19 protein-coding genes, 3 tRNA genes and 1 pseudogene are annotated in these 22,474 nt (G+C 55.9%); 17 read left to right on the top strand and 6 right to left on the bottom strand.

Going from position 1 to position 22,474, the window contains the following annotated elements; all coding sequences use genetic code 11:
• The first annotated feature begins 62 nt into the window (after positions 1-62).
• From C3F36_RS07555 to C3F36_RS07505, 12 genes and pseudogenes are all read left to right on the top strand, one after another.
• The gene (locus C3F36_RS07555; RefSeq protein WP_104454822.1) at positions 63-563 is read left to right on the top strand and encodes a hypothetical protein; all 501 of its coding nucleotides are present in this window, start codon (positions 63-65) and stop codon (positions 561-563) included.
• Between the two features lie 62 nt (positions 564-625).
• Positions 626-3,244, top strand: coding sequence for a hypothetical protein (locus C3F36_RS07550; protein ID WP_104454821.1), 2,619 nt, complete (start codon positions 626-628; stop codon positions 3,242-3,244).
• Positions 3,237-3,641, top strand: coding sequence for a hypothetical protein (locus tag C3F36_RS23240; RefSeq protein WP_158656090.1), 405 nt, complete (start codon positions 3,237-3,239; stop codon positions 3,639-3,641). Before C3F36_RS07550 ends, C3F36_RS23240 begins: the two co-directional genes overlap by 8 nt.
• Before the next feature lie 662 nt (positions 3,642-4,303).
• Positions 4,304-5,269, top strand: coding sequence for an SMEK domain-containing protein (locus tag C3F36_RS07545; protein ID WP_104454820.1), 966 nt, complete (start codon positions 4,304-4,306; stop codon positions 5,267-5,269).
• Entirely contained in the window at positions 5,262-5,498 is a 237-nt protein-coding gene (locus C3F36_RS07540; RefSeq protein WP_104454819.1) for a hypothetical protein, read from the top strand. The genes C3F36_RS07545 and C3F36_RS07540 overlap by 8 nt, the downstream gene beginning before the upstream one ends.
• Positions 5,492-7,213: a DUF2326 domain-containing protein gene (locus C3F36_RS07535; protein ID WP_104454818.1), complete on the top strand. Its 1,722-nt coding sequence runs from the start codon at positions 5,492-5,494 to the stop codon at positions 7,211-7,213. The genes C3F36_RS07540 and C3F36_RS07535 overlap by 7 nt, the downstream gene beginning before the upstream one ends.
• 368 nt (positions 7,214-7,581) lie before the next feature.
• Positions 7,582-9,429 (top strand): AAA family ATPase, encoded by a 1,848-nt coding sequence (locus C3F36_RS07530; RefSeq protein ID WP_104454817.1) that lies wholly within the window; start codon positions 7,582-7,584, stop codon positions 9,427-9,429.
• A 125-nt stretch (positions 9,430-9,554) separates the two neighbouring features.
• A tRNA-Thr gene (locus C3F36_RS07525) sits at positions 9,555-9,630 on the top strand.
• Positions 9,631-9,633: 3 nt separating this feature from the next.
• Positions 9,634-9,709: transfer RNA gene (locus C3F36_RS07520), tRNA-Phe, on the top strand.
• Between the two features lie 8 nt (positions 9,710-9,717).
• Positions 9,718-9,793, top strand: a tRNA-Asn gene (locus C3F36_RS07515).
• A gap of 266 nt (positions 9,794-10,059) precedes the next feature.
• Positions 10,060-11,403: pseudogene (locus tag C3F36_RS07510) on the top strand (potassium channel family protein).
• Between the two features lie 237 nt (positions 11,404-11,640).
• Positions 11,641-12,240, top strand: a complete 600-nt coding sequence (locus C3F36_RS07505) for a Yip1 family protein (RefSeq protein ID WP_029314835.1) — start codon at positions 11,641-11,643, stop codon at positions 12,238-12,240.
• Positions 12,241-12,349: 109 nt separating this feature from the next.
• Here C3F36_RS07505 and C3F36_RS07500 read toward each other — a convergent pair whose 3' ends face one another.
• Positions 12,350-12,682 carry a hypothetical protein gene (locus tag C3F36_RS07500; protein ID WP_039039727.1) on the bottom strand — a complete coding sequence of 111 codons (333 nt, stop codon included), beginning with the start codon at positions 12,680-12,682 and terminating at the stop codon, positions 12,350-12,352.
• A 392-nt stretch (positions 12,683-13,074) separates the two neighbouring features.
• On the opposite strand from C3F36_RS07500, the gene C3F36_RS07495 reads away from it, so the two are divergent.
• Positions 13,075-14,568, top strand: a complete 1,494-nt coding sequence (locus C3F36_RS07495) for a histidine-type phosphatase (RefSeq protein WP_104454816.1) — start codon at positions 13,075-13,077, stop codon at positions 14,566-14,568.
• 53 nt (positions 14,569-14,621) lie between these two features.
• On the opposite strand, the gene C3F36_RS07490 is transcribed toward C3F36_RS07495, so the two are convergent.
• Positions 14,622-15,497: an EamA family transporter gene (locus C3F36_RS07490; RefSeq protein WP_104454815.1), complete on the bottom strand. Its 876-nt coding sequence runs from the start codon at positions 15,495-15,497 to the stop codon at positions 14,622-14,624.
• Positions 15,498-15,593: 96 nt separating this feature from the next.
• On the opposite strand from C3F36_RS07490, the gene C3F36_RS23800 reads away from it, so the two are divergent.
• Together C3F36_RS23800 and C3F36_RS23795 are read left to right on the top strand one after the other, a co-directional pair.
• A complete protein-coding gene (locus C3F36_RS23800) occupies positions 15,594-15,839 on the top strand; it encodes a winged helix-turn-helix transcriptional regulator (RefSeq protein WP_233759729.1) in 246 nt (81 codons plus the stop codon).
• A complete protein-coding gene (locus C3F36_RS23795) occupies positions 15,820-16,053 on the top strand; it encodes an Lrp/AsnC ligand binding domain-containing protein (RefSeq protein ID WP_233759728.1) in 234 nt (77 codons plus the stop codon). The genes C3F36_RS23800 and C3F36_RS23795 overlap by 20 nt, the downstream gene beginning before the upstream one ends.
• An 87-nt stretch (positions 16,054-16,140) precedes the next feature.
• Here the strand turns inward: C3F36_RS23795 and C3F36_RS07480 are convergent, their stop codons facing one another.
• The 4 genes from C3F36_RS07480 to treR form a co-directional block, all read right to left on the bottom strand.
• Positions 16,141-16,761, bottom strand: coding sequence for a sugar O-acetyltransferase (locus C3F36_RS07480; RefSeq protein ID WP_029314833.1), 621 nt, complete (start codon positions 16,759-16,761; stop codon positions 16,141-16,143).
• Positions 16,762-16,763: 2 nt separating this feature from the next.
• Positions 16,764-18,425 (bottom strand): alpha,alpha-phosphotrehalase, encoded by a 1,662-nt coding sequence (treC, locus tag C3F36_RS07475; RefSeq protein WP_104454814.1) that lies wholly within the window; start codon positions 18,423-18,425, stop codon positions 16,764-16,766.
• An 88-nt stretch (positions 18,426-18,513) separates the two neighbouring features.
• Positions 18,514-19,944, bottom strand: coding sequence for a PTS trehalose transporter subunit IIBC (gene treB / locus C3F36_RS07470; protein WP_104454813.1), 1,431 nt, complete (start codon positions 19,942-19,944; stop codon positions 18,514-18,516).
• A 186-nt stretch (positions 19,945-20,130) separates the two neighbouring features.
• Complete coding sequence (gene treR, locus C3F36_RS07465; RefSeq protein ID WP_041211765.1) at positions 20,131-21,078, bottom strand: trehalose operon repressor TreR; 948 nt, start codon at positions 21,076-21,078, stop codon at positions 20,131-20,133.
• 134 nt (positions 21,079-21,212) lie between these two features.
• Between treR and C3F36_RS07460 the strand changes: the two genes are divergently transcribed.
• Both C3F36_RS07460 and C3F36_RS07455 read left to right on the top strand, forming a co-directional pair.
• The gene (locus C3F36_RS07460; protein WP_041213976.1) at positions 21,213-22,163 is read left to right on the top strand and encodes an AEC family transporter; all 951 of its coding nucleotides are present in this window, start codon (positions 21,213-21,215) and stop codon (positions 22,161-22,163) included.
• A 111-nt stretch (positions 22,164-22,274) separates the two neighbouring features.
• The gene (locus C3F36_RS07455) at positions 22,275-22,469 is read left to right on the top strand and encodes a heavy-metal-associated domain-containing protein (RefSeq protein ID WP_104454812.1); all 195 of its coding nucleotides are present in this window, start codon (positions 22,275-22,277) and stop codon (positions 22,467-22,469) included.
• Positions 22,470-22,474: the final 5 nt, after the last annotated feature.

The raw sequence follows: 22,474 nt of genomic DNA, 5'->3' as shown, positions 1-22,474 counted from the left end.
TGGGTCGGCAACTAGCTTGTTGACGTTTGATTTTACGAAGTTATCCAACAGAGGTAGTTCACATGACAGTTAAATCCCCCCGCAAATCCCAAGCGCCCGCTACTGCTGTAGCCAAGCAAACCGCCATCATTGGCCGAAATCTCGTCAATTTGTTGCACATCGCCTATACCAAACGCTATCAACCGCTGAATGAGCCTTTGGAGACAATGACTCCCGATGCCATTTCACGGTTGGGCGTTGGGATCAACAGCCTTGAGCGGCAAATAGCTTTCGGCGCTGCTGCTGAACCTGAGAAGCAAGTGCAGCTTCTTAAGGATGTTCGTGATGCGTTGGCGAATGCCGGTCTTCTTGAAAAATATTTCGTGTTAGAAGACGGGACCATTGTGTTACCGGAGTTGGTCAAGTCTGCTGACTACGGGGAGATGAACCTGGGGCACGTGGTTCGCTTATATGCTGATGGTATCGAGAAACCGATAATGACATGCCTCTGCTCCTCTGAAGCTGCATGTGTCCACTTGTTGACCGAGCTTTCTAATCGCCTGAACGGGTCATCTACTCAATAACCTCGAACAACCGACCCCTTCCCTGCATGCAGGGAAGGGGTCATTTTGTTTGGAGCATTCTCATGTTTGAATTTAAGAAAGCAGAGATCGGAGTGGTAGAAGAAGATCGCCCTGAACCCTCCCATCTTCCGTTTGCGATAAGGAAAGTTTCGTTTGACCCCAAAACCTGCCAACCACCCATCTCGCTTGCTGATGGCCTCCCCCTCTGGATAGGTTTTGATACCGAATGGGTGTTGGTGGATGGCCATAATGAAGTGCTGTCTTATCAAGTCTTTGTGATCACCCCTCATGGCAAGACGCTTAGCAAAGTTTATTACCCTGATAAGGGAAAGCGCCTCTCCTTTGAAAAGTTCATTTCGCAAGTGGTTGAGGATTGCCGTGCTGCTGGCCTGATCAAAAAATGGCCTCGCACGATAGTCGTTGTTGCTCACTTCCTGCGTGCCGACTTGAGTACCTTCAAAGACTTCTGGCACATGAAGGCTAGTCTGGATGGACAGGGTAGCAGCGTGGTCGGTCAAATTATCACCGATAGCGGTTATGGCGTCGACGAAACTGCTGAACGTAAGCGTCGTGCGCCGCTAAAGCCCATCATTCTGCGCGATCGCAATCGTAAGCCCCAGAAATCAATCATCCAATTTGTCGACACTCTGTTCTTGGCTCCCAACAAATCACCGCTGTCAGCGCTGGGCGCAATGCTTGGCTTACCCAAGGTGGAGATCCCTGAGGGCTACAGTATCGAACGTATGGACGAGCTCTTAGCTGGCGACAAGGAGGCGTTTGAACGGTATGCCCTGCGCGATGCTGAGATTGCTGTGAAATACGCCCTGAAAGTACGCGATTTTCTCAGTGGGCAGTTCGGTTTGCAGAAGCTGCCTCGGACTTTGGGCGCTGTCGGTGTTTCTGTATTTCGACGACTACTCAACGATGCCGCCATCGACTACAAGACGGCCTTCGGGTTGGAGATCACCAAGTTGGAGCGATGGAATGGCGGTACGGGAAAGGTCAGGACCAAGAGTGTGACGGTTCAATCTCCGGCTCGTGGACTGCTTGAGACTCTCGCCATCCGCTGCTACCTCGGTGGCCGCAATGAGTCATTCATGGTGGGGCCCACTGCGATAGGTGACTGGTATGACTGGGATCTGAAAGGCGCTTATACCACGGGGCTTTGTGACCAGCTGGTACCTGACTACGCCAGTATGCATATGAGCACGGATCCCCATGATTTTATCGGTCATGTCATGGGGTTCGCCTACGTCGAGTTCACTTTCCCTACGGGCACTCGCTTTCCATGTTTACCTGTCAGATCCGAGCAATATGGACTGCGCTTTCCTCTATCGGGGTTGGCGTATGTCACCGCGCCTGAAATCGAGTTGGCTCTCTCCATGGGGGCCACCATCCATATCGAACACGGTGTCATTGTGCCCTGGCTATCGGGTAGTGAGCCCCTGTTCGAGGACTTCACGCGAATGATCCAGTTGTTACGTCGGGAGTATCCCAAAAAGAGCCTTGAGGAGGTGATGGTCAAAGAGATCGGGAATTCGCTGTATGGAAAGCTGGCTCAGGGATTGAGCGATAAGACGGCGTTTGATACGGCTACTGGCAAGAGCAAGAAGATAGGGCCGTCGGCTGTGACCAATCCTTACATGGCCGCCCATACCACAGGCCTGATCCGGGCTGTCTGTGGTGAGTTGCTCCTCCGGATACCTTCACATCGAACTGTTGTATCGGTCACTACCGATGGTTTCTTGACTGATGCCCCGTTGGAGGAGCTCGACCAGACTGGGCCGCTGTGTCGTCGTTATCAGGCACTGTGCCAGCGGTTGCATGGTGATGAGAGTGGCGAACCCGTGCCGATGCTGGAGCTGAAGCACCATGCTCGCCAGATTGTGTCGATAAAAACGCGGGGGCAATGCACCGCTATCAAGGGTGATACGCCCCCTGTGCTGGCGAAAGCTGGCGTTAAGTGTGCGGGAACGACAGAGGAACAGAACAAAAAAATCATGCAACTCTACCTTGAGCGTGTGCCTGGTCAGAAGATCGACGCTAGTCACCTGATCTCTCTGCGGACTCAATGGGTTACAGAGCGAGATCTCATCGAGATCAAGAAGCAGGTCAAATTGAGTTACGAGTTCGACCAGAAGCGTCGGTTGGTTAATCCACGGATGGTAGACGTGGCCGGAGGGACGCATATTGTTTGCGATACGGTGCCTTGGCAGAGTGCCGCCGATGCAGATCACTGCCGTGCCAGGTTCGATGGCTGGCGAGAGGATAATTGTCTGAAAGCTATGGAGGACTGGGACAGCTGGGACGACCAGTACGAGTCTGCGCTGGCTCTGCAAGGTTCCAAGATGCGGGTCCGCGAGGATGGCTCGCTGGGCATCTTGACCCTGATCCTGACCCGATCTCTCGTACAGCAGGCGTGGTTAGAGCACACGATGAATTACAGAGAGATAGCCGCGTTACTAACTTCGGTGGGGCTGTCTGTGACCGTAGACAGCTGTAAAAACGGCAAGCGAGCCAAGCTCGAGGAGCATTTGGTGCCCGTGACTGACAAGGTGCTGCGGGTGCTAGCTCTGCTGCTTCGACAACTACCTGATTATCCACTTGAACCTCTGTTCAGGCCTGAGCGCCTTGACGAGGTTAAACATCGCTTGGCCGAAATAGAGGTGTACAATGTCTGAACAAAAACATAATGGTAATCAAGTGCTTGCAGAAGCCTATACGCTGTATCACGTAATGAAGGCTCGAAAGACATCCTATAACTCGGCCACTATAGCCGGATTGATGAATGAGCATATGCCCTGTCTTGCTTCTATCCCCTTATTAAAGCGCCGGGCGACATCGTTGTTGTATACGCAACCGGGATGGGGAAGGCGTGAATTTACATGTGCATTATTTGAGCTGATAGGGAGTCATCTTGGTATGGAAGTGCCTCATGATCCTGACCATGTATCTAAAGCCCCCAGGCCCGATACACTTGCCGATGCTGTTGAGGCTCGAATGGCCCACTTGGAGATGGAGGATTTTGAAGAGCGGTTGCTCAGGAACGCACGTCCACAACCTTGGGATGATGATTAATTAATCGATACCATATGACAACGCCGCAGCTCATCGCTGCGGCGTTTTTTTGTTGCCTACCAGATCTTCTGCTTTCTGGGTCTTGCGCACCTTCTGGAGGATGCGCTACCTATCAACCTTAAATGGTCTGGTATATCAATGCGTTATATATAGGGGTGATAGTTCCGTTGGGGAAGGTATGCGAGACCTCCGCTACCCCAGAGAGCGCATACCTTCCCTAACATGATATTCAATAGTCCCTGTAGCGCCTGATTGCACACCGGCTTTTGGGTGCATAGTATTTTCTCCATGATGCCTGTACTGGTCATGTTCAGGGTTGGGGGCGAGGGGGGGGGGCTAAAATAGGGCTCCGGTTATCCTCACGGTCAGCAGATCTAGGAAATCAGCCAGTACAAGTGTAAGAGGCCTGCAATAAGAAGGTGAGTTTGTTCGCACTTTCACTAGGGTTGTCGGGTTCAAAATTTGATCGTGCATTGACAAATGCAGCTTAACGCTTGACCATTATGCTTTTGGCGTTGATGGCGAAGTTATTCGTGACGCCTGCCAACAAGCAATACCTCTTGGTGCTTGTGCGTGCGTTTATTCTGATATTTTGACATGCATTGATGGGGCAGGCTGTACGTGAGAGTCGATAATCGCCACATAATTGAAGGCTCTAAAGCATGAAACGTATGGAGTACCAACAACGAATTATCAAAGCGCTTTCATGGCTACGAGCGGAGGTTGAGTACAACAACTGTGTGAGTCTAACTGATATTAATCATGGCGCTGAGGATTTTTACTGCGGACTTTTAAATCTGGTATACGGGTACAATCTCAAAAATATAAATATAATTGAACCTAATGCTGCTGCCATCGACCTTGGTGATGAGATAAGAAAGATTGCCATTCAGGTTACATCTACCTCGACGTTAGTTAAAACTAAGCACACGGTAGATAAGTTTATCGAAAAAGGATTGTTCCGGAAATTCGACAAGCTCCTCATACTTAATATAGTTAAGAAAACAAACCATGCAGTTGATGCTATTGGCGACGACAATTATCGTCTTGATACTAAAGCTGACATTTTTGATGTGGAAGTTCTTATCAAGGAAATAACTCGCGATCCAAATCTTAAAAAATTAAAATGTATTGTAGACTTTTTGGATGCAGAGCTTTTATCCCCTGCTAAGAATAGTTTGCCTAATGAGGTTCTTACTATCCTCGGCATCATTGAGTATATTAGTGATGAAGGTCATGAGAATGCAGGGAATGGATATCTGGATGAGCCTATTCCTGAGGACAAGATATTCAGGCGCTTTGCTGATCATGCTGATTTTTTGGTCGATATGTATAATGACGGCTATATTGAGTATGGTGCCGTATTAGACGCTGTTAAGAATGAAGCCGATTTTGGTCAAGTTAAATTAAGGCGTGCATCTAATTATCTAAGACGATATAGTGACAATGTTTTAACTGATTGTTCTGGCGATCCTAAAAAAGCTCTCGAGCGGATTATTTTTGATTTCAGGGCTCTTCTTGGGTCTAACGGATATACCTTTGATGAAGGCGCTGCTGAATTTTACGTAATAGAACAATTGGTGAAGTGCAATATCTTTCCTTATAAGAAGGAGGTTGTCCATGCCTAACCTATTCTCTAAAGATGATGATTTGCGCAAAGCCGCCCCCGTATTGGGGTTTGAGATACTGAGGCTACTTAAAAATTCTGATGAATCTAAGGTGAGTATTTTTGATATCGCAAAAGAAATAACAACGCCTGGGGGGGTTAATGCCAGGAGTATATATTATGCAATGCTGTTTTTATACTCTCTAGATATTATTGATTTCCATGAACCTTACGTGGTTGCAAAATGCTGAGAATTAGAAAGTTATATAGCGAACCATCCATTTTTGATCCAATCCTCTTTGAGGATGGGATCAACCTTATTCTCGGCGAGACCACCGATGGTAATGTAAAAACTAACGGTGTTGGCAAGTCGATGGCTATCGAATTTATTAATTATGGTCTCCTGAAACGTTATGAGGAAAGTAGGGTCTCACGGATTCCAAATCATATCCTCCCTCACAATACGCTGATATGCCTTGATTTTGAGCTCAACGGTAAACGTGTAACAACGAAGCGAAGTGTGGAAAATCACAAGTGTCCGACCATGATTGTTGATGGGGATACTCTTGTGTTCACAGACGTTGACTCTGCAACAAATTATTTGACCGCGTTGCTTTTTGGATCTTGTAATGATGAGAGCGTTCCCTCCTTTCGTGCTATATTAGGACCTTTAATGCGGGACGAACGTTCGGAGTTTAAATCTATAATTAAGTGCTTTGATACCAATCGAAATATTCCAGCAGATTACACACCACACTTGTTTTTGCTCAATATTGATCCCAAGCCATATAAACAAGCTAAAGGGCTATCAAATGAGATAGATAAAATTAACAAAGCTATCTCTAAAATTAAAGAGAACATTGCCTCTATTACAGGAAAGAATATTTCAGAGGCAAAGGCTGACCTAAATGAATTAACTAGCCAAGTTACTAGAATTCATCAAGAAATCGAGCGTTTAGAAAATGTTGAAGGTTACGATATCGTAAAAGACGAGATTATTGAGATTGAAATGCAACTCGACGAGTTTCGTTCCAGACAAGGTGTTGTCAAAACTGAACTTGCAAAAATAAAATTGTTCAGAGGCGATAACTATATTGATGAGAGCGAGGTTGCGGAACTTTATAATCAGTTCAAGGAAGGCCTTGGAGACCTTATTAAAAAGCAAATTGAAGAAGTGACAGCATTCAAAAAGAAAATTGATACGTTTCAGAAAACCCTGATTGATGGGCGGCGTAAGGTGCTTGAGGAGAGCCTCAGGGATCTCGAAGTTAATATTCTTCGACAAGATAAAACATATAAAGAAAAACTTTCTCTTATCGATCAAAAAGGTGCCTTGAAGAATCTTCGTCAAACCATTTCTACGTATCAAAAGAAGGTAGAAGAACACGCTTCTCTTTCAACATTTATCAAAAAACATGCAGAGTATGAGCGAGAGAAGAAAGATAAAAATAATGAGCGTGATGGGCTTGTATTTTTTCTGGATGGCTTAGTTTCTAATTCATCATATGTTATAGAGTCTCTTGAGGCGACTATACTCGATATGCATGAGGAAATTGCTGGTAATCGCCTCAGTTCCTTTGATGTGACAGTTTCGAAGAAAAAAGAAATTTTTAATTTTGATCTTCGTATCTATGATGATGGTAGCCATAGTAATGAGCGTGAAAAGGTTTTTCTTTATGATATCGGTTTGTTAACGAACGCCGAAACAGGAAGTCGCCACCCAGGCTTGTTAGTCCACGATAACATTTTTGATGTAGATTATGACACTCTAATAAAAAGCCTAAACTATATAAGTGGTAGCAAAACACTATCTGATAAACAGTACATTCTAACACTTAATAGTGACAAAATAGATGATGTAGATTTTAACTCCAATCTTCACTTAGATATGGAAAAGTTGAAACGTGCAGCTTTTACAAAAGCATCGAAGTTTTTGAAGGCCAATTATCAGGAGATCTCCTATTAAGAAATGTTATTTTTCGACAATAAAATCCCTAGTTTAAGCAGTACATGCACTGTTAGTCTTCATTTCTTGATTCGTATGATGGGGTATGGTGGCTAGGAAGTGAGCGATTTTTCCCTTGATTTAGTCCCGAATTGAGCAGGGGGGTCGCTTAGTTAGGCTTCGGTTGCAGAGAGTAACCCGATTGGGCGTCCCTAGCTGGTTTGAAATAGTACGGGCTGTTACCCGCCACTATTTGATTTTATGCGATATCGTGACTGAACATCGTATTTCCGCTAAAAGATATATGGCATGCTTTGGCCATGACCGTGCGTTGTTCAGCCTAATTCGCGACCCCGCACGTTTAATTGGTAAGTTTCAGGGGGGAAATCATGCGAGTTCGGCTCGATAAAATCGTCATCAATCATTTCAAGCGGGTGGAGTTACTCGAAATCGATTTGAAACCAGTGACTGCGCTGGTTGGTGGCAACACAAGCGGTAAAAGCAGTGCGTTGCAAGCAGCGCAACTTGGAGTATCGATCTTGCAGGCTGCATTACGAAGTATCCGTCCTAATGGTCTTCCTGACTTTGCTGGAACCGTTGCCAATGATGCGGTGCTGTTCCGCCCCACTGAGCGACTGCTAGATTTGAGGCGTGGGGACCGAGCGACACAAAACGTTGGTTACTCGATTACCTACTATGGAGTGGATCTCGACACCGACACGGATAAGGAAATCGCGGTCGAGATCCGTCGCGGTAAGAACGCGAATATCGCTATTACTCGCACAGGGGATGATGATTTCGCCGCTGTCCTTGCAAATAGCGACCGTCCGTTCTCAATATTCACTCCGGGGTTATCTGGAATTCCAATCCGCGAAGAGTGGCGGACAAAAGGGGCTATGGATGCTGCAGTCATGCATGGTGACGCCAACCTCTATTTACGAACAGTACTTGATCATCTATTTACACGCGATTTAGATGACGTGGCTAGGGAGCGCTGGCGACGAGAGCGCGATATTGGTTTCTTACCAGAGAGCGGATGGAAGACCTTTTCCCAGCTTCTCGATCGCTGCTATCCCGGAACTTGCGTCATAGTCAGACATGATCAACATCGAGATCGCTATATAACAGTCGAAGTCGAAACTCCTGATGCCACCGTCACGCTCGACATGGCGTCGACGGGGATGCTTCAAGTCATTCAGATCATCGCCTACACATGTTTTTACTCGCCGCCGTTGATTTTGCTGGATGAACCGGATGCTCACCTGCATGCCGATAGCCAAGCTCGACTATATGATGCTCTCAGAAACGTCGCAGCTGAAACGCAAACCCGCATCCTATTTGCCAGCCATTCGCCTCAACTGATCCAGCGCCTTATGTACGATCCCGACGCTGCTGTTACATGGATGAGCGCTGGTGCGAAAGTTCCAGTTGATGAAGCCCAACGTCCTGCTATCCCCATTCTAATGGCGCTCGGAGCCCTATCCGCTGGTGCCGATGCTTTCGATCCTGCCAGACCCGTGATTCTGATGACAGAAGATAAGCTGACGCTCCCGGTTACGGTACTAGCAAAAGCTAATGGCGCACCTGATAACCTAGCTGTGCTCTCCTACAACGGGTGCGGAAACCTTCAAGCGGCAAGACTCCTTGCAAACATGATTACCGACATGCGACCTGACGCTAGGATCATCTTGCATCGGGATCGAGATTTTCGTACCGAACAGGAGATGCAATTTGAATTATCAACCGCTACCTCAGAACGCCAGAGCAACGGTGTGACTCGTGTCTCGGAGGTTTTCACACCCTTGAATGATGTTGAGCATTCGTTTGCCCAAGCTGCGCATTTAAAGGCGGTATTCGATGAGTTAGCTCCTGAGCTAATTGACGCCACGATTGCGGAGGTGATTGCGTTCAAGCGCGATGACCTCGTGAATGCAGCGCGCATCGCGCGTGGACAGGTTACCACGTCGCTCTACAATGTTCCGCGTAAGCGCAATAAGCCGGAGTGGGCCGCGTCTGGAATGCCTGACAGAGCCCCCTCGGACAATACTTTCGTTCCTGCGAATGGCCTGATCCCAGTTTCCTTTCAACATTCTCACGGCAAGATGCTTATGAACGGTCTGCGGCCCGAAATTCATCACCATGTTGGTGGGGCTTCGCAAGAGACAGAGAGAAGGGTATATACAGTGACTGACCATCTTCTGGCCCCGAGTTGGCGTGATGCTTTCAACGCTCAATGATTTAACAACAGGTAGGCGAGTGGGTCTTGGTGAGAGTGGCGTGTCGGCGGTTCGATTCCGTCTCTGGGCACCATATTTTGGTGCCATGAAATAAAAACGTGTTCATGCACAATGGTTTGAAGTGTGCCGGCTTAGCTCAGTAGGTAGAGCAACTGACTTGTAATCAGTAGGTCACCAGTTCGATTCCGGTAGCCGGCACCATTTGCCCAGATAGCTCAGTCGGTAGAGCAGGGGATTGAAAATCCCCGTGTCGGCGGTTCGATTCCGTCTCTGGGCACCACGAATAATTCCTCCTTAGCTCAGTCGGTAGAGCGACGGACTGTTAATCCGCAGGTCGCTGGTTCGAGCCCAGCAGGAGGAGCCAAATAAAAAGCCCAGCAGCAATGCTGGACTTTTTCTTTTCCCGTTTTTCGATGTTCCGCTTCCCGCTGTTCGAAAAGCGTCCTGTCCGGTGACAAAGCTGTCGCAGCGCCCCTCTTGAATCTTTCCTCCCAGTGACTTGGCCCGTCTGCCGAGTATGATGGCGTGGTGAGTCCCTATGCTGCGCCCGCCGGATCACCCTGTCGTGATCGACGCCTGCCGTCACCCCGGCCCGGCAAAACGGGATCGGTTTCTTGAGTGAGGTCATGCATGAATGCAACAGAGCTTTGGCAGCTTTCCCCCGAGCAATTCAACGAGTGACGGCGTGAGAACGATTATCCCCGTATCTGGGCGCTGCTGGTGGCGTCGCTGCCCCATTTCGACGACTGGATGGCGGAGCAGAAGATAGAAAAAAGCGTGATCTTCCAGATCGGCATCGCCCGCTTCATCAGCTCCCGCTGCGTGCTGAGCCTTTGTGTCTACATGAGCGACGACAAGGTCCGCCTGTATGAGAGCGCCTCGAGTGCACTGGAATCCCTGCGCAAGAGCGGCCTCATCCGCTCGGAGACCCGTTTCGAGCCTTACAGCATGTGGCTGGCGGGAAAACATGGCAATGACGAGGTGAAACGGGTGCAAAGCCTGCTTTCGGTCTCGGAGAACAACAAGGGGGAGGCCCAGGTGCTGGGCAAGCATCGTTTGCTCAACATCGGCGGTGTTACCCTCAAAAGCCCCATCATCTCCGGCCGGTTGCTCGATTTTACCTGTCTCGACGAGCTCTCTCTCGATGGGGCCGTCAACAACTCCAAGGTTTATCTGTGGCACTGCTCGGCCAAGGGGGTCAGGGTCAATGGCGGGGTGATCGGGCTCGATCTGTTCGACTCCCTGCTGTGGGACCACAGGGCCTGGGCCAAGAAGCGGGAGCTGGCGCTGGAGGACGGGGTCTTTCAGGACTTCACCATAGAGTGCGGGGAGATCCGCTTCCACTCCTCCCGGGCGGTGCTGAAAAACTTCAGCGTCAGCGCCAAGAACTTCGATGCCACCATGGAGCACACCAACCTGGACAAGGTGGAGGTGGTCTACAACGACAATGGGCGGATCGACCACAACGAGGCGAGCAAACTCTATCGCAATGCCAAGCGTCTCTTCTCCAGCGTGGGTGACACCGTCGACGCCGGCGAGTGCTACTACAAGGAGAAGCTGCACGAGATGAAGTCCCTGGCGAGCCCGCGGGAGCTGTTCCGGGAGCGCTGGTTGCGCAGCGGTCCGATGACGAAGTGCTGGCTCTCCCTGTTGTGCTATCTCAAGTACGCGGGCAAGTTCATCAGCTTCATCACCTGGGGGTTTGGGGAGCGTCCCATCAGAAGCCTGCTGATGTCGATGGGGGTGATCCTGCTGGCGACCCTGACCTATTTCCTGGCACCGGAGTCTGCAACCCACGGCCATCTGGGGCGCTCCCTCTATTTCAGCATCGTCACCTTCGTGACCCTGGGTTATGGGGACATCTCCCAGACCTCCTCGCCGCTGCAACTGCTGTCGGCCATCGAAGCCTTCTGCGGCATGTTCCTGACCGGTCTCTTCCTCGCGGGTTTTGCCTCGAAAACCAAGCAGTATTGACGGGAGCGCCGACGGCGGGTGCCATCAGTGCCCGCCTCCGGTGCCCTCCTGCTGTCTTCCCATCCCTCCCGGCTGTCCCGGCGACCTTGCTTGACGCAGCGGCGGTGGAGCGACTTTATTTAAAGTCATCGCATGCCATGACAAGCGATGGCGCCACCAGCGCCCGGACATGACGCAATCAGAGGAGAAAGCCCGGTATCGATCCGCCAACCACCGATGTAGAGAAGGAATAACGCTATGATATTGAATCACTTATGGGGATTGTATGCCCATCCCCACACCGAATGGCATACCATAGACGAGCGGCACGACAGCTTCAGAAACAGTCTGACCCACATCCTGCTCGTGGCCCTTATCCCTCCCATCTGCGCCTACTATTCCGCCGTTCACATCGGCTGGAGCATCGGGGTCGGCGATCCCATCACCCTGACCGCCAACAGTGCATTCAAGCTGTCGGTCGCCATGTACGTGACCCTCATCATCGGCGTGCTGGCACTCTCCTATCTGGTGCACTGGATGGGGCATACCTTCGGCTCGGATCCCAGCTACACGACCTCGCTGGAGCTGGCGGCCTACACCTCCACGCCACTCTTCATGGTGGGCTTCTCCGCTTTCTTCCCGCATCTCTGGTTCGTGATGCTCATCGGTTTGGTCGGGCTGACCTATTCCGTCTACCTGCTCTATATCGGCGTGCCCATCCTGATGCACATCACCAAGGAGCAGGGATTCATCTACGCCAGCTCAGTGGTGACGGTCGGCCTGGTGTTGCTGGTCTGCGTGCTGGCTGCCACGGCCATCCTGTGGGGATCCGGTTTCGGTCCCGTCTTCACCCAGTAGCCGTGCGTGCCGACGGCAACGACGACAAGGGCGCCTTGATGGCGCCCTTGTCGTTGATCTCTCGCCTGGTCGGCGTGTCTAGACCAGGGAGGGACGTCGTCTGCGTTGATCAGCGGGGATTGCCGCTGCCGATGCCGAACGGGATGCGGTAATCGCTGCTCTGATCGCCGAGGCTGACGGTCAGGTTGCCCTGGGCGCGACTCGGGATCTGTACCTGCTGGGTACCCATCAGGTTGGCGTGGACGGAGGCCACCAGATCACCGGATTCATCGCGCACCTCCAGCATGGGGTTGGCCTTGCCGGCCATGGCGGCGCTGGCATGCCAGTTCACGAACAGCACACCCGGGGTGGCGTTGAAGTCGGCGGGGACGGAAGCCTGGGCAACACCGGCACTCATCAGGCCTGCAACGGCCAGCATCTTGATCACGTTTTTCATGTTTATTCACTCTCTTGGTTTTTATGTCATTGGCAAGGCCTGACAGGCCTGACAGGCCTGCATCAATGCATCCTTGCAAGAGGTCATTCAAATGGTGTGTTGTTTTGTCACGGATGTTTGTCACCCATGTGTATGGGGGACTGCCATGAACGACCAGTTGTTTTGCGGCTTGGCGCTCCTGCCTAAGCGATGTGTGAATATTAAGCGCCTCCCCCGGTCATTGTTAGCGAGATAAACTGGCCTACACGTTCAAAAAATGTGAATGATGTTTTGTGGGGAGGAAGCAGGCAGGTTGGAGGGGAGTCACCCTTCCGGAGAGAGGTGCATGTCACAGACCTGACACCGGATTGTCACATCCGGTGCGTACTGTGCGGCTTCATTTTCAAACTGGTTCAAGGATGACTATGTTTCGCGTCTCTTCCCTTGCCGCCTGCGTGGCGGCCACCCTGCTGAGCGGCTGCCATTCGGGCAATGACTCCTCCTCGCCCGCCGTCGGCGACTATCAATACAGCACCAAGGCGGTCTATGCCGCCCGTCAGGCAATGAACAGCTATGAGGTGGCCCCTGAAGGCTTTAGTCCCGTCTTCACCGAACTGGTGGCACGCCACGGCTCCCGCTCGCTGTCCAGCCCCAAATACGATGTGCTGACCAAGCTGGTGTGGGAGGAGGCCGCGAGACAGGGGGTCTTGACCGAGCTGGGCCAACGGCTCGGCGCCAAGGTGGACGCCGTCACGGCCGCCAACCAGACCCTCGGCTATGGCCTGCTGAGTGCGCTCGGCAAGGAGGAGCACGCCAACCTGGCGACCCGGCTCGCCGAACGGCTGCCCACCCTGCTGACCACTGAATCGACTCCCCTCTGCCTCAAGGTCGAGACATCGGGCAAGGATCGCGCCAACGAAAGCGCCTACTTCTTCATGCAGAGCCTGGCCAAACGGGTCTCTCTGGTGACGGACAGCCCCGACTGTTACGTCAGCCAGGAGAACCCTTCCGAGATCGACAAGGGGCTGCGCAACAAGTTCGAGCTCTACTTCCACAAGACCGAGCCGCAGGGGGAGTACACCCGGTATCTGCCCACCTTCCAGGCCTATCAGGCCTTTGTGGGGGACGAAGACAACGGGGTGGCTCCTGCTCCCGAGCTGACCGAGGTCCTCGATGCGCTCAAGGCCCTGCCCAGGACCCGGGTGATGGCCCGCGAGATGCTCGAGCGTCTCTACAGTAAAGCCTTCGTCGACGAGCTGGCCGCCGGGGTGGATTATGTGGCGGTGAATCCGGAAGACGGCGGCAAGACCCATGTGCGCGACGAGGTGGACGCCGCCCTCATGCTCTACAACCTCTTCATCATCGGCCCGGGGATGATCCGGGAGGCGCAGGCACAAGGCGGGTCCTGGGATCTCGAGCAGTTCATCACGCCAGAGGAGTCTGCCTGGTTCTCCTACCTCTCCGATGCCGAGGACTTCTACGAGAAGGGGCCGAGTCTTGCCAGCCAGAGCGCCACCTACGCCGTGGCCCAGCCCCTGCTTGACGGCCTCTTCAACGAGGTACAGACCCAGGTGGTGGAAGAGGCGGGCGAGCATGTCGCCAAGCTGCGCTTCGCCCATGCGGAGACCCTGATCCCGCTGGCGGCCCTGATGGAGCTGGAAGGGAGCCGCCAGAGCGCCCAGCCTGGCGTGCTGATGAGCCAGGAAAACAACGAATGGCGTGGCGGCTGGGTCTCTCCCTATGCTGCCAACATCCAGTGGGATGTCTACCGCAACGAGGCCGGCCGGGTGCTGGTGAAGATGCTTTACAACGAGAAGGAGCTCGCTTTCAAGGCAGGTTGCGCCCCCATTGCGGTGGGCAGCTTCTTCTATGACTTCGGCGAGCTCAAACGCTGTTACGACTACTCGTCCTGACGCGCTCGTGCCATCCCCGGGGCCGGTCATCGCCGGCCCCGATTTTTTTTGGTTCAGGCGGAGCCGGCTTGTCGACGACCCGCCTGCCAGGTGGTGCCCATGGAGGCGGCGATGATGGCGGTTATCCCGAGCCACTGGGACGGAGGCAACTGCTCCCCCAGCAGCATCAGCCCCATCAGGGCGCCCATGGCGGGTTCGCCGCTGGTGAGGATGCCGTAGCTCTTGAGCGGCAGGCGGCGCAGGGCAAACATCTCGAGAGAGTAGGGGATGGCGCTCGAGAGCAGCCCCACCCCGATGATGGTGAGGATCACGGGGACGGTGAATGACGCCTCGATCGCACCCTCCAGCCCGAAGGGCAATACCAGCAGGGTGCCCACCCACATGCCCAGCGCCGGAGCCTGTGCGCCCAGCAAGGCTCCTGCCCGCTTGCCGGTGAGCATATAGAGCCCCCAGAAGAGGCCAGCCCCGAGAGCCAACGCTGCACCCAGGGGATCGATGGCCTGCTGTGTTGCCCGCAGGGGCAAGAGCAGCAGCAGCCCGGCGATGGCCAGTATCAGCCAGATGAAGTCTGCCCGGTGGCGTGAGGAGAGCAGGGCCACCGTCAGGGGGCCGATGAACTCGATGGCCAGGGCTACGCCGAGGGGAATGCGTGCGATGGCCAGATAGAAGAGCAGGTTCATGGCCCCAAGCGACAGGCCGTAGGGGATGGCGCCCAGCAGGGTGCGTCGGTCGAGGGGGGCACGCCAGATGCGAAACACCAGGGAGAGAAGGAGGGCGGCGCACCCCAGCCGGAACAGGGTCGTACCTGCGGCTCCCAGCAGGGGAAACAGGGATTTGGCCAGGGAGGCGCCGAGGGTGATCGACAACATGGCGAGCAGGACGGCCAGAAGAGAGGAGAGGGCATTGGGATTGGGTTGCATGGTGTTCATACCGAGCAGGACGATGGGCAGTAAAATATATCTGGAGACTTGGGTAAAACCGGTCTAATACTGGCCTTGTGCGATAATTTTTATCTAATGAACCCCATGACCGACAAATTTGATCTGCTCATCCTCGCCGAGCTGCAACAGGATGCCCGTCTGCCCACGCCGGAGCTGGCCCACAGGGTCGGTCTTTCCGCCCCTGCCTGCTACCGCCGCGTCCGCGCCTTGCGGGAGTCCGGTCTCATCGAGCGGGAAGTGGCGCTGGTGGCACCGTCCACCATGGGCTGGCCCATCACCATGCTGGTGCTGGTGACCCTGGAGCGGGATCATGGCCGCATCGTCGATTGAGATGATCGCCAGCCTGCAGCGGGAACCCGAGGTGATGGATCTCTGGTATGTGACGGGGGAGCAGGACTTCGTGCTGCAAGTGGCCGCCAGGGACATGCAAAGTTACGAGCAGTTCACCCGTCGGGTGCTCCATGCCAGGGATCAGGTACGCAGTTTCAAGACTCTGGTGGTCATGGGACAGCACAAGCGTTGCGGCGCCCTGCTGCCCGGGTAAAGAGGGGGTTGCGCCGAAGCCTTGCCGGCATTGCGGGAGCGCCGTCAGGGAAACGAACAGGGGCAGGTACGGCCTGCCCCTTCTGTGTCAGCCAGGTTCTCCGGGCGCCAGCTCCTCTGCCGTCATGGGGCGCAAGACCCGGCAGGGATTGCCGACCGCCACCACGCCTGCCGGAATGTCTCTGGTGACAACGGACCCCGCCCCGATGACGCTGTTGTCCCCTATGGTGACGCCCGGGCAGATGACGACGCTGCCCCCAATCCAGACGTTGTTGCCGATACGCACCGGCTTGCCGAACTCCACCCCCTTGATGCGAGGCGCTACCGCCACCGGGTGGGTAGCGGTGTAGATCTGCACTCCGGGGGCCAGCAGCACGTTGTCGCCTATGTGTACCTCGCACACATCCAGGATGGTGCAGTTGAAATTGGCGTAGAAATTCTCGCCGACAAAGATGTTGGCGCCATAGTCGCAGAAGAAGGGGGGCGTGATGAAACAGCGTTCTGCGCGGCCACCCAGCAGGCGGGTGAGGCGCTCATCCCAGCCAGGGGCATCGGTTCGCTCCCGGTTCAGTTCTCCCAGCAGGGCGCGGCACTGCTCCCGCGCAGCCCGCAGTTCGGGGTCCCCGGCATCATAGGGCGCTCCCGCCACCATCTTCTGCCACTCGGGGCCACGCACGGCGGGCCGCTGCACTGTTGTTGCGTCAGTCATCATTACTCCATAAGCCAGATCAGGGATTCATAAGGGCGCAGCTTGCAGGATTGCGGGCGGGCCGGGCTATCCGGGTAGTTGCCGAGCAGCAGCCGACCTTGCCCGCTTTGCAGCTCGGCAGGCAGGGCAAATGCCACCGGCTCGCCGTAGAAGTTGCTCACCACCAGCAGGGTCTGACCGTTGGCGCGGCGGGCATAGGCCCAGATCTGCGGGTGCCCGGTCAGCAGCTCCTGATAATCCCCCTGAGTGAAGATGGGGTGCGTCTTGCGAAGGGCGATGAGATCCCGATAGTGCCAGAACACCGAGTGCTGGTCGGCGAGCGCCGCCTCGGCGTTGATCTCGGGATAGTTGGCGGCTGGCTTGAGCCAGGGTGTCCCGCTGGTGAAACCGGCGTTGGCGGCGGCACTCCACTGCATCGGGGTGCGCGAGTTGTCCCGGGACTTGGCGCCGAGAATGGCGAGGATCTCGGCCTCGCTCATCCCTTCCGCCTGCTTGATGGCGAAGATGTTGCGGCTCTCCACATCCTGATAGTCGTCGATGTGCTGATAACCGGGGTTGGTCATGCCGATCTCCTCCCCCTGATAGATGTAGGGGGTGCCCTGCAGGCCGTGCAAGGTGCTGGCCAGCATCTTGGCGGCCACCACCCTGTGCTGACCCTCGTCGCCGAAACGGGAGACGATGCGCGGCTGATCGTGGTTGCACCAGAACAGCGCCGACCAGCCTTTGCCGTGCATGCCGCTCTGCCAGTGGTTGAAGATGCGCTTGAGTTCGAGGAAATCGAACGGCGCTTTCGTCCACTTGTCGCCATTGGGGTAATCCACCTTGAGATGGTGGAAGTTGAACACCATGGAGAGCTCGGAGCCATCCAGCGCGCCATAGCGCTGGCAGTGTTCCAGGCTGGTGGAAGACATCTCGCCCACCGTCATGGCCCCCACGGGGGCGAAGACGTCGCGGCTCACATCCTGCAAAAATTCGTGGATGCGCGGCCCGTCGGTGTAGAAGCGGCGGCCATCCCCCACCTCGTCGTCAGGGAATGCCTGATCCTTGGAGATGAGGTTGATGACGTCGAGGCGGAAACCGTCGACCCCTTTCTTCGCCCAAAAATGGATGATCTTCTTCACCTCGGCGCGCACGGCCGGGTTCTCCCAGTTGAGATCCGCCTGCTCGCGGGCAAAGAGGTGCAGGTAGTACTGGCCGGTGGCCGGGTCCAGCTCCCAGGCGCTGCCGCCAAACTTGGATTGCCAGTTGTTGGGCACGCCGCCGTCCACCGGATCTTTCCAGATGTAATAGTCGCGATAGGGGCTGTTCTTGTCTCCCAGCGCTGACTTGAACCAGGCGTGCTCGGTGGAGGTGTGATTCACCACTATGTCCATCACGATGCGGATGCCGCGCGAATGGGCGGCGCCCAGCAGGGCCTCGAAGTCGGTCATGGTGCCGTAGGCGGGATCTATGTTGAGGTAATCGGCGATGTCGTAGCCGTTGTCCACCTGGGGGGAGACGTAGACCGGGGTCAGCCAGAGGGCATCGACCCCCAGCGTCTTGAGGTAGTCGAGGCGGGCCATGATCCCCTTGAGATCACCGGTGCCACGGGCGCCGGAATCCTGAAAGCTTTTGGGGTAGATCTGGTAAATCACGGCGCTTTGCCACCAGGGTGTCTGTGTCATGGTTGGTTCGCTCATTGGTTGAAACCGGATTAGTTGGAACAGGGCAACGATAAAGGGCGGAGCCAGGGCTCCGCCGAGGTTGTGTGGATCAGGCCGTGGCCAGATCCAGCTTGCCGGCAGCCTGCTGGCGCTTGTAGACCAGCAGGGTCAGCAGGGCGGGGACCACGATGGCCACCAGCATGGCGACGGCGTAGATGCCCCAGTATTGCGGCTGGATGGAGAGGATGCCCGGCAGGCCGCCCACCCCGATGCCGTTGGCCATCACCCCGGCGAAGCCGCAGATGAGAGCCGCACAGCTTGAGCCCACCATGGCGCACAGCATGGGGAACTTGTACTTGAGGTTGATGCCGTACATGGCCGGCTCGGTCACCCCGAGATAGGCGGAGATGGCGGCCGGGACCGAGATCTCCCGCTCGTTCTCCTTGCGGCTGATCAGGATGATGCCGACGACCGCAGACGCCTGGGCGATGTTGGAGAGGGCGATCAGCGGCCAGATGGGGGTGCCGCCCATGCTCTGCATCAGTTGCAGGTCCACCGCGTTGGTGGTGTGGTGGATGCCGGTGATGACCAGGGGCGCATAGAGGAAGCCGAACAGGGCGGCGCCGATGGGGGCAAACGAACCCGTCATGGCCGCCTTGGCGGCAAAGCCGACGCCGTCACCAATCCAGCGGCCGAACGGACCGATCAGGGCGTGTGCCACGATCACCGCCAGCAGCAGGGAGATGAAGGGCACAATCACCAGGTAGAGATAGGCCGGGATGATGCGCTTGAGGCTGGTCTCCACCCAGGCGAGGAAGACTCCCGCCAGCAGGGCCGGAATGACCTGGGCCTGATACCCCACCTTCTGGATGACGAAGAGGCCGAAGTCCCACACTTCCGGGGTCTGCTGGCCGATGCCATAGGCGTTCATCAGTTGCGGCGACACCAGCGTGATACCCAGCACGATGCCGAGGATCTCGGAGCCGCCCATCTTCTTCACCGCAGACCAGCAGACACCCACCGGCAGGAAGTGGAAGATGGCTTCACCCAGCAGCCAGAGGAAGGCGTGCACCTGGGCCCAGAACTGGCTGATCTCGGTGAGGGTGTGGGTGCCGTCGTCGAACATCTTGATGTCGCCGATGACGTTGCGAAAGCCCAGGATCAGACCACCGGTGATGATGGCGGGCAGCAGGGGGACGAAGATCTCCGCCAGGTGGGAGATGCCGCGCTCCAACGGGTTCATGTTGTGGCGGGCGGCCTGCTTGGCGGCCTCCTTGCTGCCACCGCTCACGCCGATCTCCTGGGTGAGCGCCTTGTACCACTGATCCACCTCGTTGCCGATCACCACCTGGAACTGGCCGCCCTGGGTGAAGCTCCCCTTCACCGAAGGGATGGTCTCGATGGCCTTGGGATCGGCCTTGGCCGGATCGGCCAGCACGAACCTGAGCCGGGTCAGGCAGTGGCTGACAGTGGTGATGTTCTCTTTGCCGCCGATCCGCTCGATCAGCTGCGCCAGATGCTGTGTGTTGACTTTTGACATGAGCCTTCCCTCTGTGACTCCATGAATAATGGTCGTGTCTTTACCGGCTGGCCAAGGACCGCCCGTTTATTGGTATCGTTCCCAATCAGCATGAAGCCAGTGGCTGGTATCGGCAATGGGAACGTTCCCAATTCGTGGCGCTGGTCACAAAAAGCGCAAAACGCCGGGAATGGAGGAAAAGATAGACTACAGGGGCTGACAGGGGGCGATGGTCGCTCTGGGGGGCTGCCCCTCTTCAATCTGATCGAGCAGCTGTCTGGCGGCCAGTATACCGGCATCCTTGTAGCCGAAATCCAGGCTGAGGGTGTTGGCAAAGAGGAAAGTCAGCATGGGATTGCTGCCAAGGCCGCTCACCAGGATGTCGGTGCGACCCTGCTCCTGCAGGTATTTGGCGGCGCCGATGGCCAGGGTGTCGCTGGCACAGACCATGGCCTGGGTGGTGGGGGTGAGCAGCTCGGCCGCGAGCCGATAGCCGCTTTGCAGACCGAGATCCCCGAGGGCGCTGCGGGGTGTGCGCCCCTGTTCCCGACAGTAGTCGAGGTAAGCCTGATGCCGACGCAGCCCCGTGGTGAGATCGCTGCGTTCCACCCCGAGATAGGCGACCTCGGTCAGGCCACGCTCCCCGAGGTGGGCGAGCACGGCGCGCACCGCCCCGTCATCGTCGAAGCAGACCGACGAGAAGCCGGGGCGCTCGCGGGCCATCAGCACCAGTTTCTCCCTGAGCGGCGCCATGGCGGCATAGTCCAGATCGTTGAAGGCAAACAGGATGATGCCGTCCACCCCGCGCCGCTCCAGCACCGCCAGGTGCTCGCTCACCTTGGCGGGGGAGAACTTGCTCTCCATCAGCACGGCGTCGTAGCCACGCTGGTAGAGGGTCTCCAGCATGCCGCGCACCGCCTGGTTCTCGGAGCTGGAGTCGAGGCGCGACACCACGATGCCGACCACCTGCTGGCTCTGGCTGCGCATGGCCCGCGCCGATTTGCTCGGCACGAAACCGTGCTGGGCGATCACCGATTCGACCCTGGCCCTGGTCTGGGCATTGACCTTGGGATCCTGATTGAGCACCCGGGAGACGGTCGACTTGCCGACCCCGCTGAGGCGAGCGATATCGAGGATGGTCAGTTTCTTTTCCATGGGGGATCCGTGACAGGGGAGGGCGACAATCGGGATGCAGACATTGTTGTGATTAACTCCTGTGAATACAAGCCCATGGCGTTAGAATGCCCTTTCCCAGGCGACTTTCTTCGCCGTTGCACAGGACGCGCATCATGGATCTGTTGGCAAGTCTGCACTTCTCTCTCTCCATCACGGGCCCCATCTGTCTGGTGCTGGTACTCGGCATCTGGCTCAAGCGGCTGGGTCTCTTGCCCGACAGCTTCGTCGAGTCCGCCTCCCGTCTGGTGTTCCAGGTCACCCTGCCAGCTCTCTTGTTTCTCAGCATGGTGCGCACCGATTTTTCCACCATGCCGAGCCCCTGGCTCATCCTCTATGGCCTGCTCGGCACCCTCGCCGGTTTCCTGGTGCTGGAGGTGCTGGCGGCCCGCTTCATCAGCGAGCAGAAATTGCGGGGCATCTTCGTGCAGGGCAGCTTTCGCGGCAACATGGGGATCATGGGGCTGGCCTATGTGCAAAACGCCTACGGCCCGGAGGGGATAGGGGCCGCCGCCCTGCTGGTGGGCTCCATCACTGTGCTCTACAACGTGCTCGCGGTGATCACCCTGACCCGCAGCCTGGGGGGCGGAAAGGGGCTCGCCCCCATACTCAAGGGGATCGTCAAAAACCCCCTCATCATCGCCATTCTGGCGGCCCTGCCCTTCGGTCTGCTCGGCATTGAACTGCCCCAGCTGGTCATCACCACGGGCAACTATTTCGCCAACATGACCCTGCCGCTGGCCCTGCTGTGCACCGGCGCCAGCCTCAACCTCAAGGCCCTGCGCGGCGGCGCCATGCTGACCGGCTGGGCCACGGTCAACCGGCTGTGCTGCATCCCCGTGCTGCTGGTACTGGGGGCCTGGGGGCTCGGCTTCAGCCCGCAGGCCCTCGGCATCCTGTTTCTCATCAGCTCTACCCCCACCGCCGCAGCCAGCTATGTGATGACACGTGCCATGGGGGGTGACAGCGCCCTCGCGGCCAACATCATCGCCACCACCACCCTGGGCTCGCTCGTCACCACCAGCCTGGGGGCCGCCCTGATGAACTACCTGGGACTGATGGGGTGATGGGGTGCCGCCATGATGCACGACCCGGGGTTGACGGGATCGGCATTCGCCCTTGACCTTGCCGGAGGCGGCAGCTTTAGGCTGATGTCACATCGACAGAGGAGAGAGCCCATGACCATCGAACTCACCGTTACCGGCATGTCTTGCGGCGGCTGCGCTGCCAGCCTGCAAAAGGCCTTGCTGGCTCAGCCGTCAGTCCGCACCGCCACGGTCGACTTTGCCAGCCGCCAGGCTGTCATCGAGAGTGAGCTGAGCAAAGCCGAGTTGATCGCCCTGATCGAGGCGAGAGGCTTTCAGGTAGATTGAATTAT

Origin of the sequence: Aeromonas sp. ASNIH2, assembly GCF_002934795.1 — a bacterium.
In the GTDB taxonomy this organism is placed as follows: domain Bacteria; phylum Pseudomonadota; class Gammaproteobacteria; order Enterobacterales; family Aeromonadaceae; genus Aeromonas; species Aeromonas caviae.
Note: the sequence above shows the minus strand (reverse complement) of the source record. Positions and strands in the feature narration are given on the sequence as shown.

What these genes read in the sequence shown, in the direction of transcription:
- C3F36_RS07505 (WP_029314835.1), top strand. Translation starts at nt 11,641, where the DNA reads ATGATATTGAATCACTTATGGGGATTGTATGCCCATCCCCACACCGAA.
- C3F36_RS23240 (WP_158656090.1), top strand. Translation starts at nt 3,237, where the DNA reads ATGTCTGAACAAAAACATAATGGTAATCAAGTGCTTGCAGAAGCCTAT.
- treB (WP_104454813.1), bottom strand. Translation starts at nt 19,944, where the DNA reads ATGTCAAAAGTCAACACACAGCATCTGGCGCAGCTGATCGAGCGGATC.
- treC (WP_104454814.1), bottom strand. Translation starts at nt 18,425, where the DNA reads ATGACACAGACACCCTGGTGGCAAAGCGCCGTGATTTACCAGATCTAC.
- C3F36_RS07495 (WP_104454816.1), top strand. Translation starts at nt 13,075, where the DNA reads ATGACTATGTTTCGCGTCTCTTCCCTTGCCGCCTGCGTGGCGGCCACC.
- C3F36_RS07535 (WP_104454818.1), top strand. Translation starts at nt 5,492, where the DNA reads ATGCTGAGAATTAGAAAGTTATATAGCGAACCATCCATTTTTGATCCA.
- C3F36_RS07550 (WP_104454821.1), top strand. Translation starts at nt 626, where the DNA reads ATGTTTGAATTTAAGAAAGCAGAGATCGGAGTGGTAGAAGAAGATCGC.
- C3F36_RS07455 (WP_104454812.1), top strand. Translation starts at nt 22,275, where the DNA reads ATGACCATCGAACTCACCGTTACCGGCATGTCTTGCGGCGGCTGCGCT.
- C3F36_RS23800 (WP_233759729.1), top strand. Translation starts at nt 15,594, where the DNA reads ATGACCGACAAATTTGATCTGCTCATCCTCGCCGAGCTGCAACAGGAT.
- C3F36_RS07530 (WP_104454817.1), top strand. Translation starts at nt 7,582, where the DNA reads ATGCGAGTTCGGCTCGATAAAATCGTCATCAATCATTTCAAGCGGGTG.
- C3F36_RS07460 (WP_041213976.1), top strand. Translation starts at nt 21,213, where the DNA reads ATGGATCTGTTGGCAAGTCTGCACTTCTCTCTCTCCATCACGGGCCCC.
- C3F36_RS23795 (WP_233759728.1), top strand. Translation starts at nt 15,820, where the DNA reads ATGGCCGCATCGTCGATTGAGATGATCGCCAGCCTGCAGCGGGAACCC.
- treR (WP_041211765.1), bottom strand. Translation starts at nt 21,078, where the DNA reads ATGGAAAAGAAACTGACCATCCTCGATATCGCTCGCCTCAGCGGGGTC.
- C3F36_RS07480 (WP_029314833.1), bottom strand. Translation starts at nt 16,761, where the DNA reads ATGACTGACGCAACAACAGTGCAGCGGCCCGCCGTGCGTGGCCCCGAG.
- C3F36_RS07490 (WP_104454815.1), bottom strand. Translation starts at nt 15,497, where the DNA reads ATGAACACCATGCAACCCAATCCCAATGCCCTCTCCTCTCTTCTGGCC.
- C3F36_RS07545 (WP_104454820.1), top strand. Translation starts at nt 4,304, where the DNA reads ATGAAACGTATGGAGTACCAACAACGAATTATCAAAGCGCTTTCATGG.
- C3F36_RS07555 (WP_104454822.1), top strand. Translation starts at nt 63, where the DNA reads ATGACAGTTAAATCCCCCCGCAAATCCCAAGCGCCCGCTACTGCTGTA.
- C3F36_RS07540 (WP_104454819.1), top strand. Translation starts at nt 5,262, where the DNA reads ATGCCTAACCTATTCTCTAAAGATGATGATTTGCGCAAAGCCGCCCCC.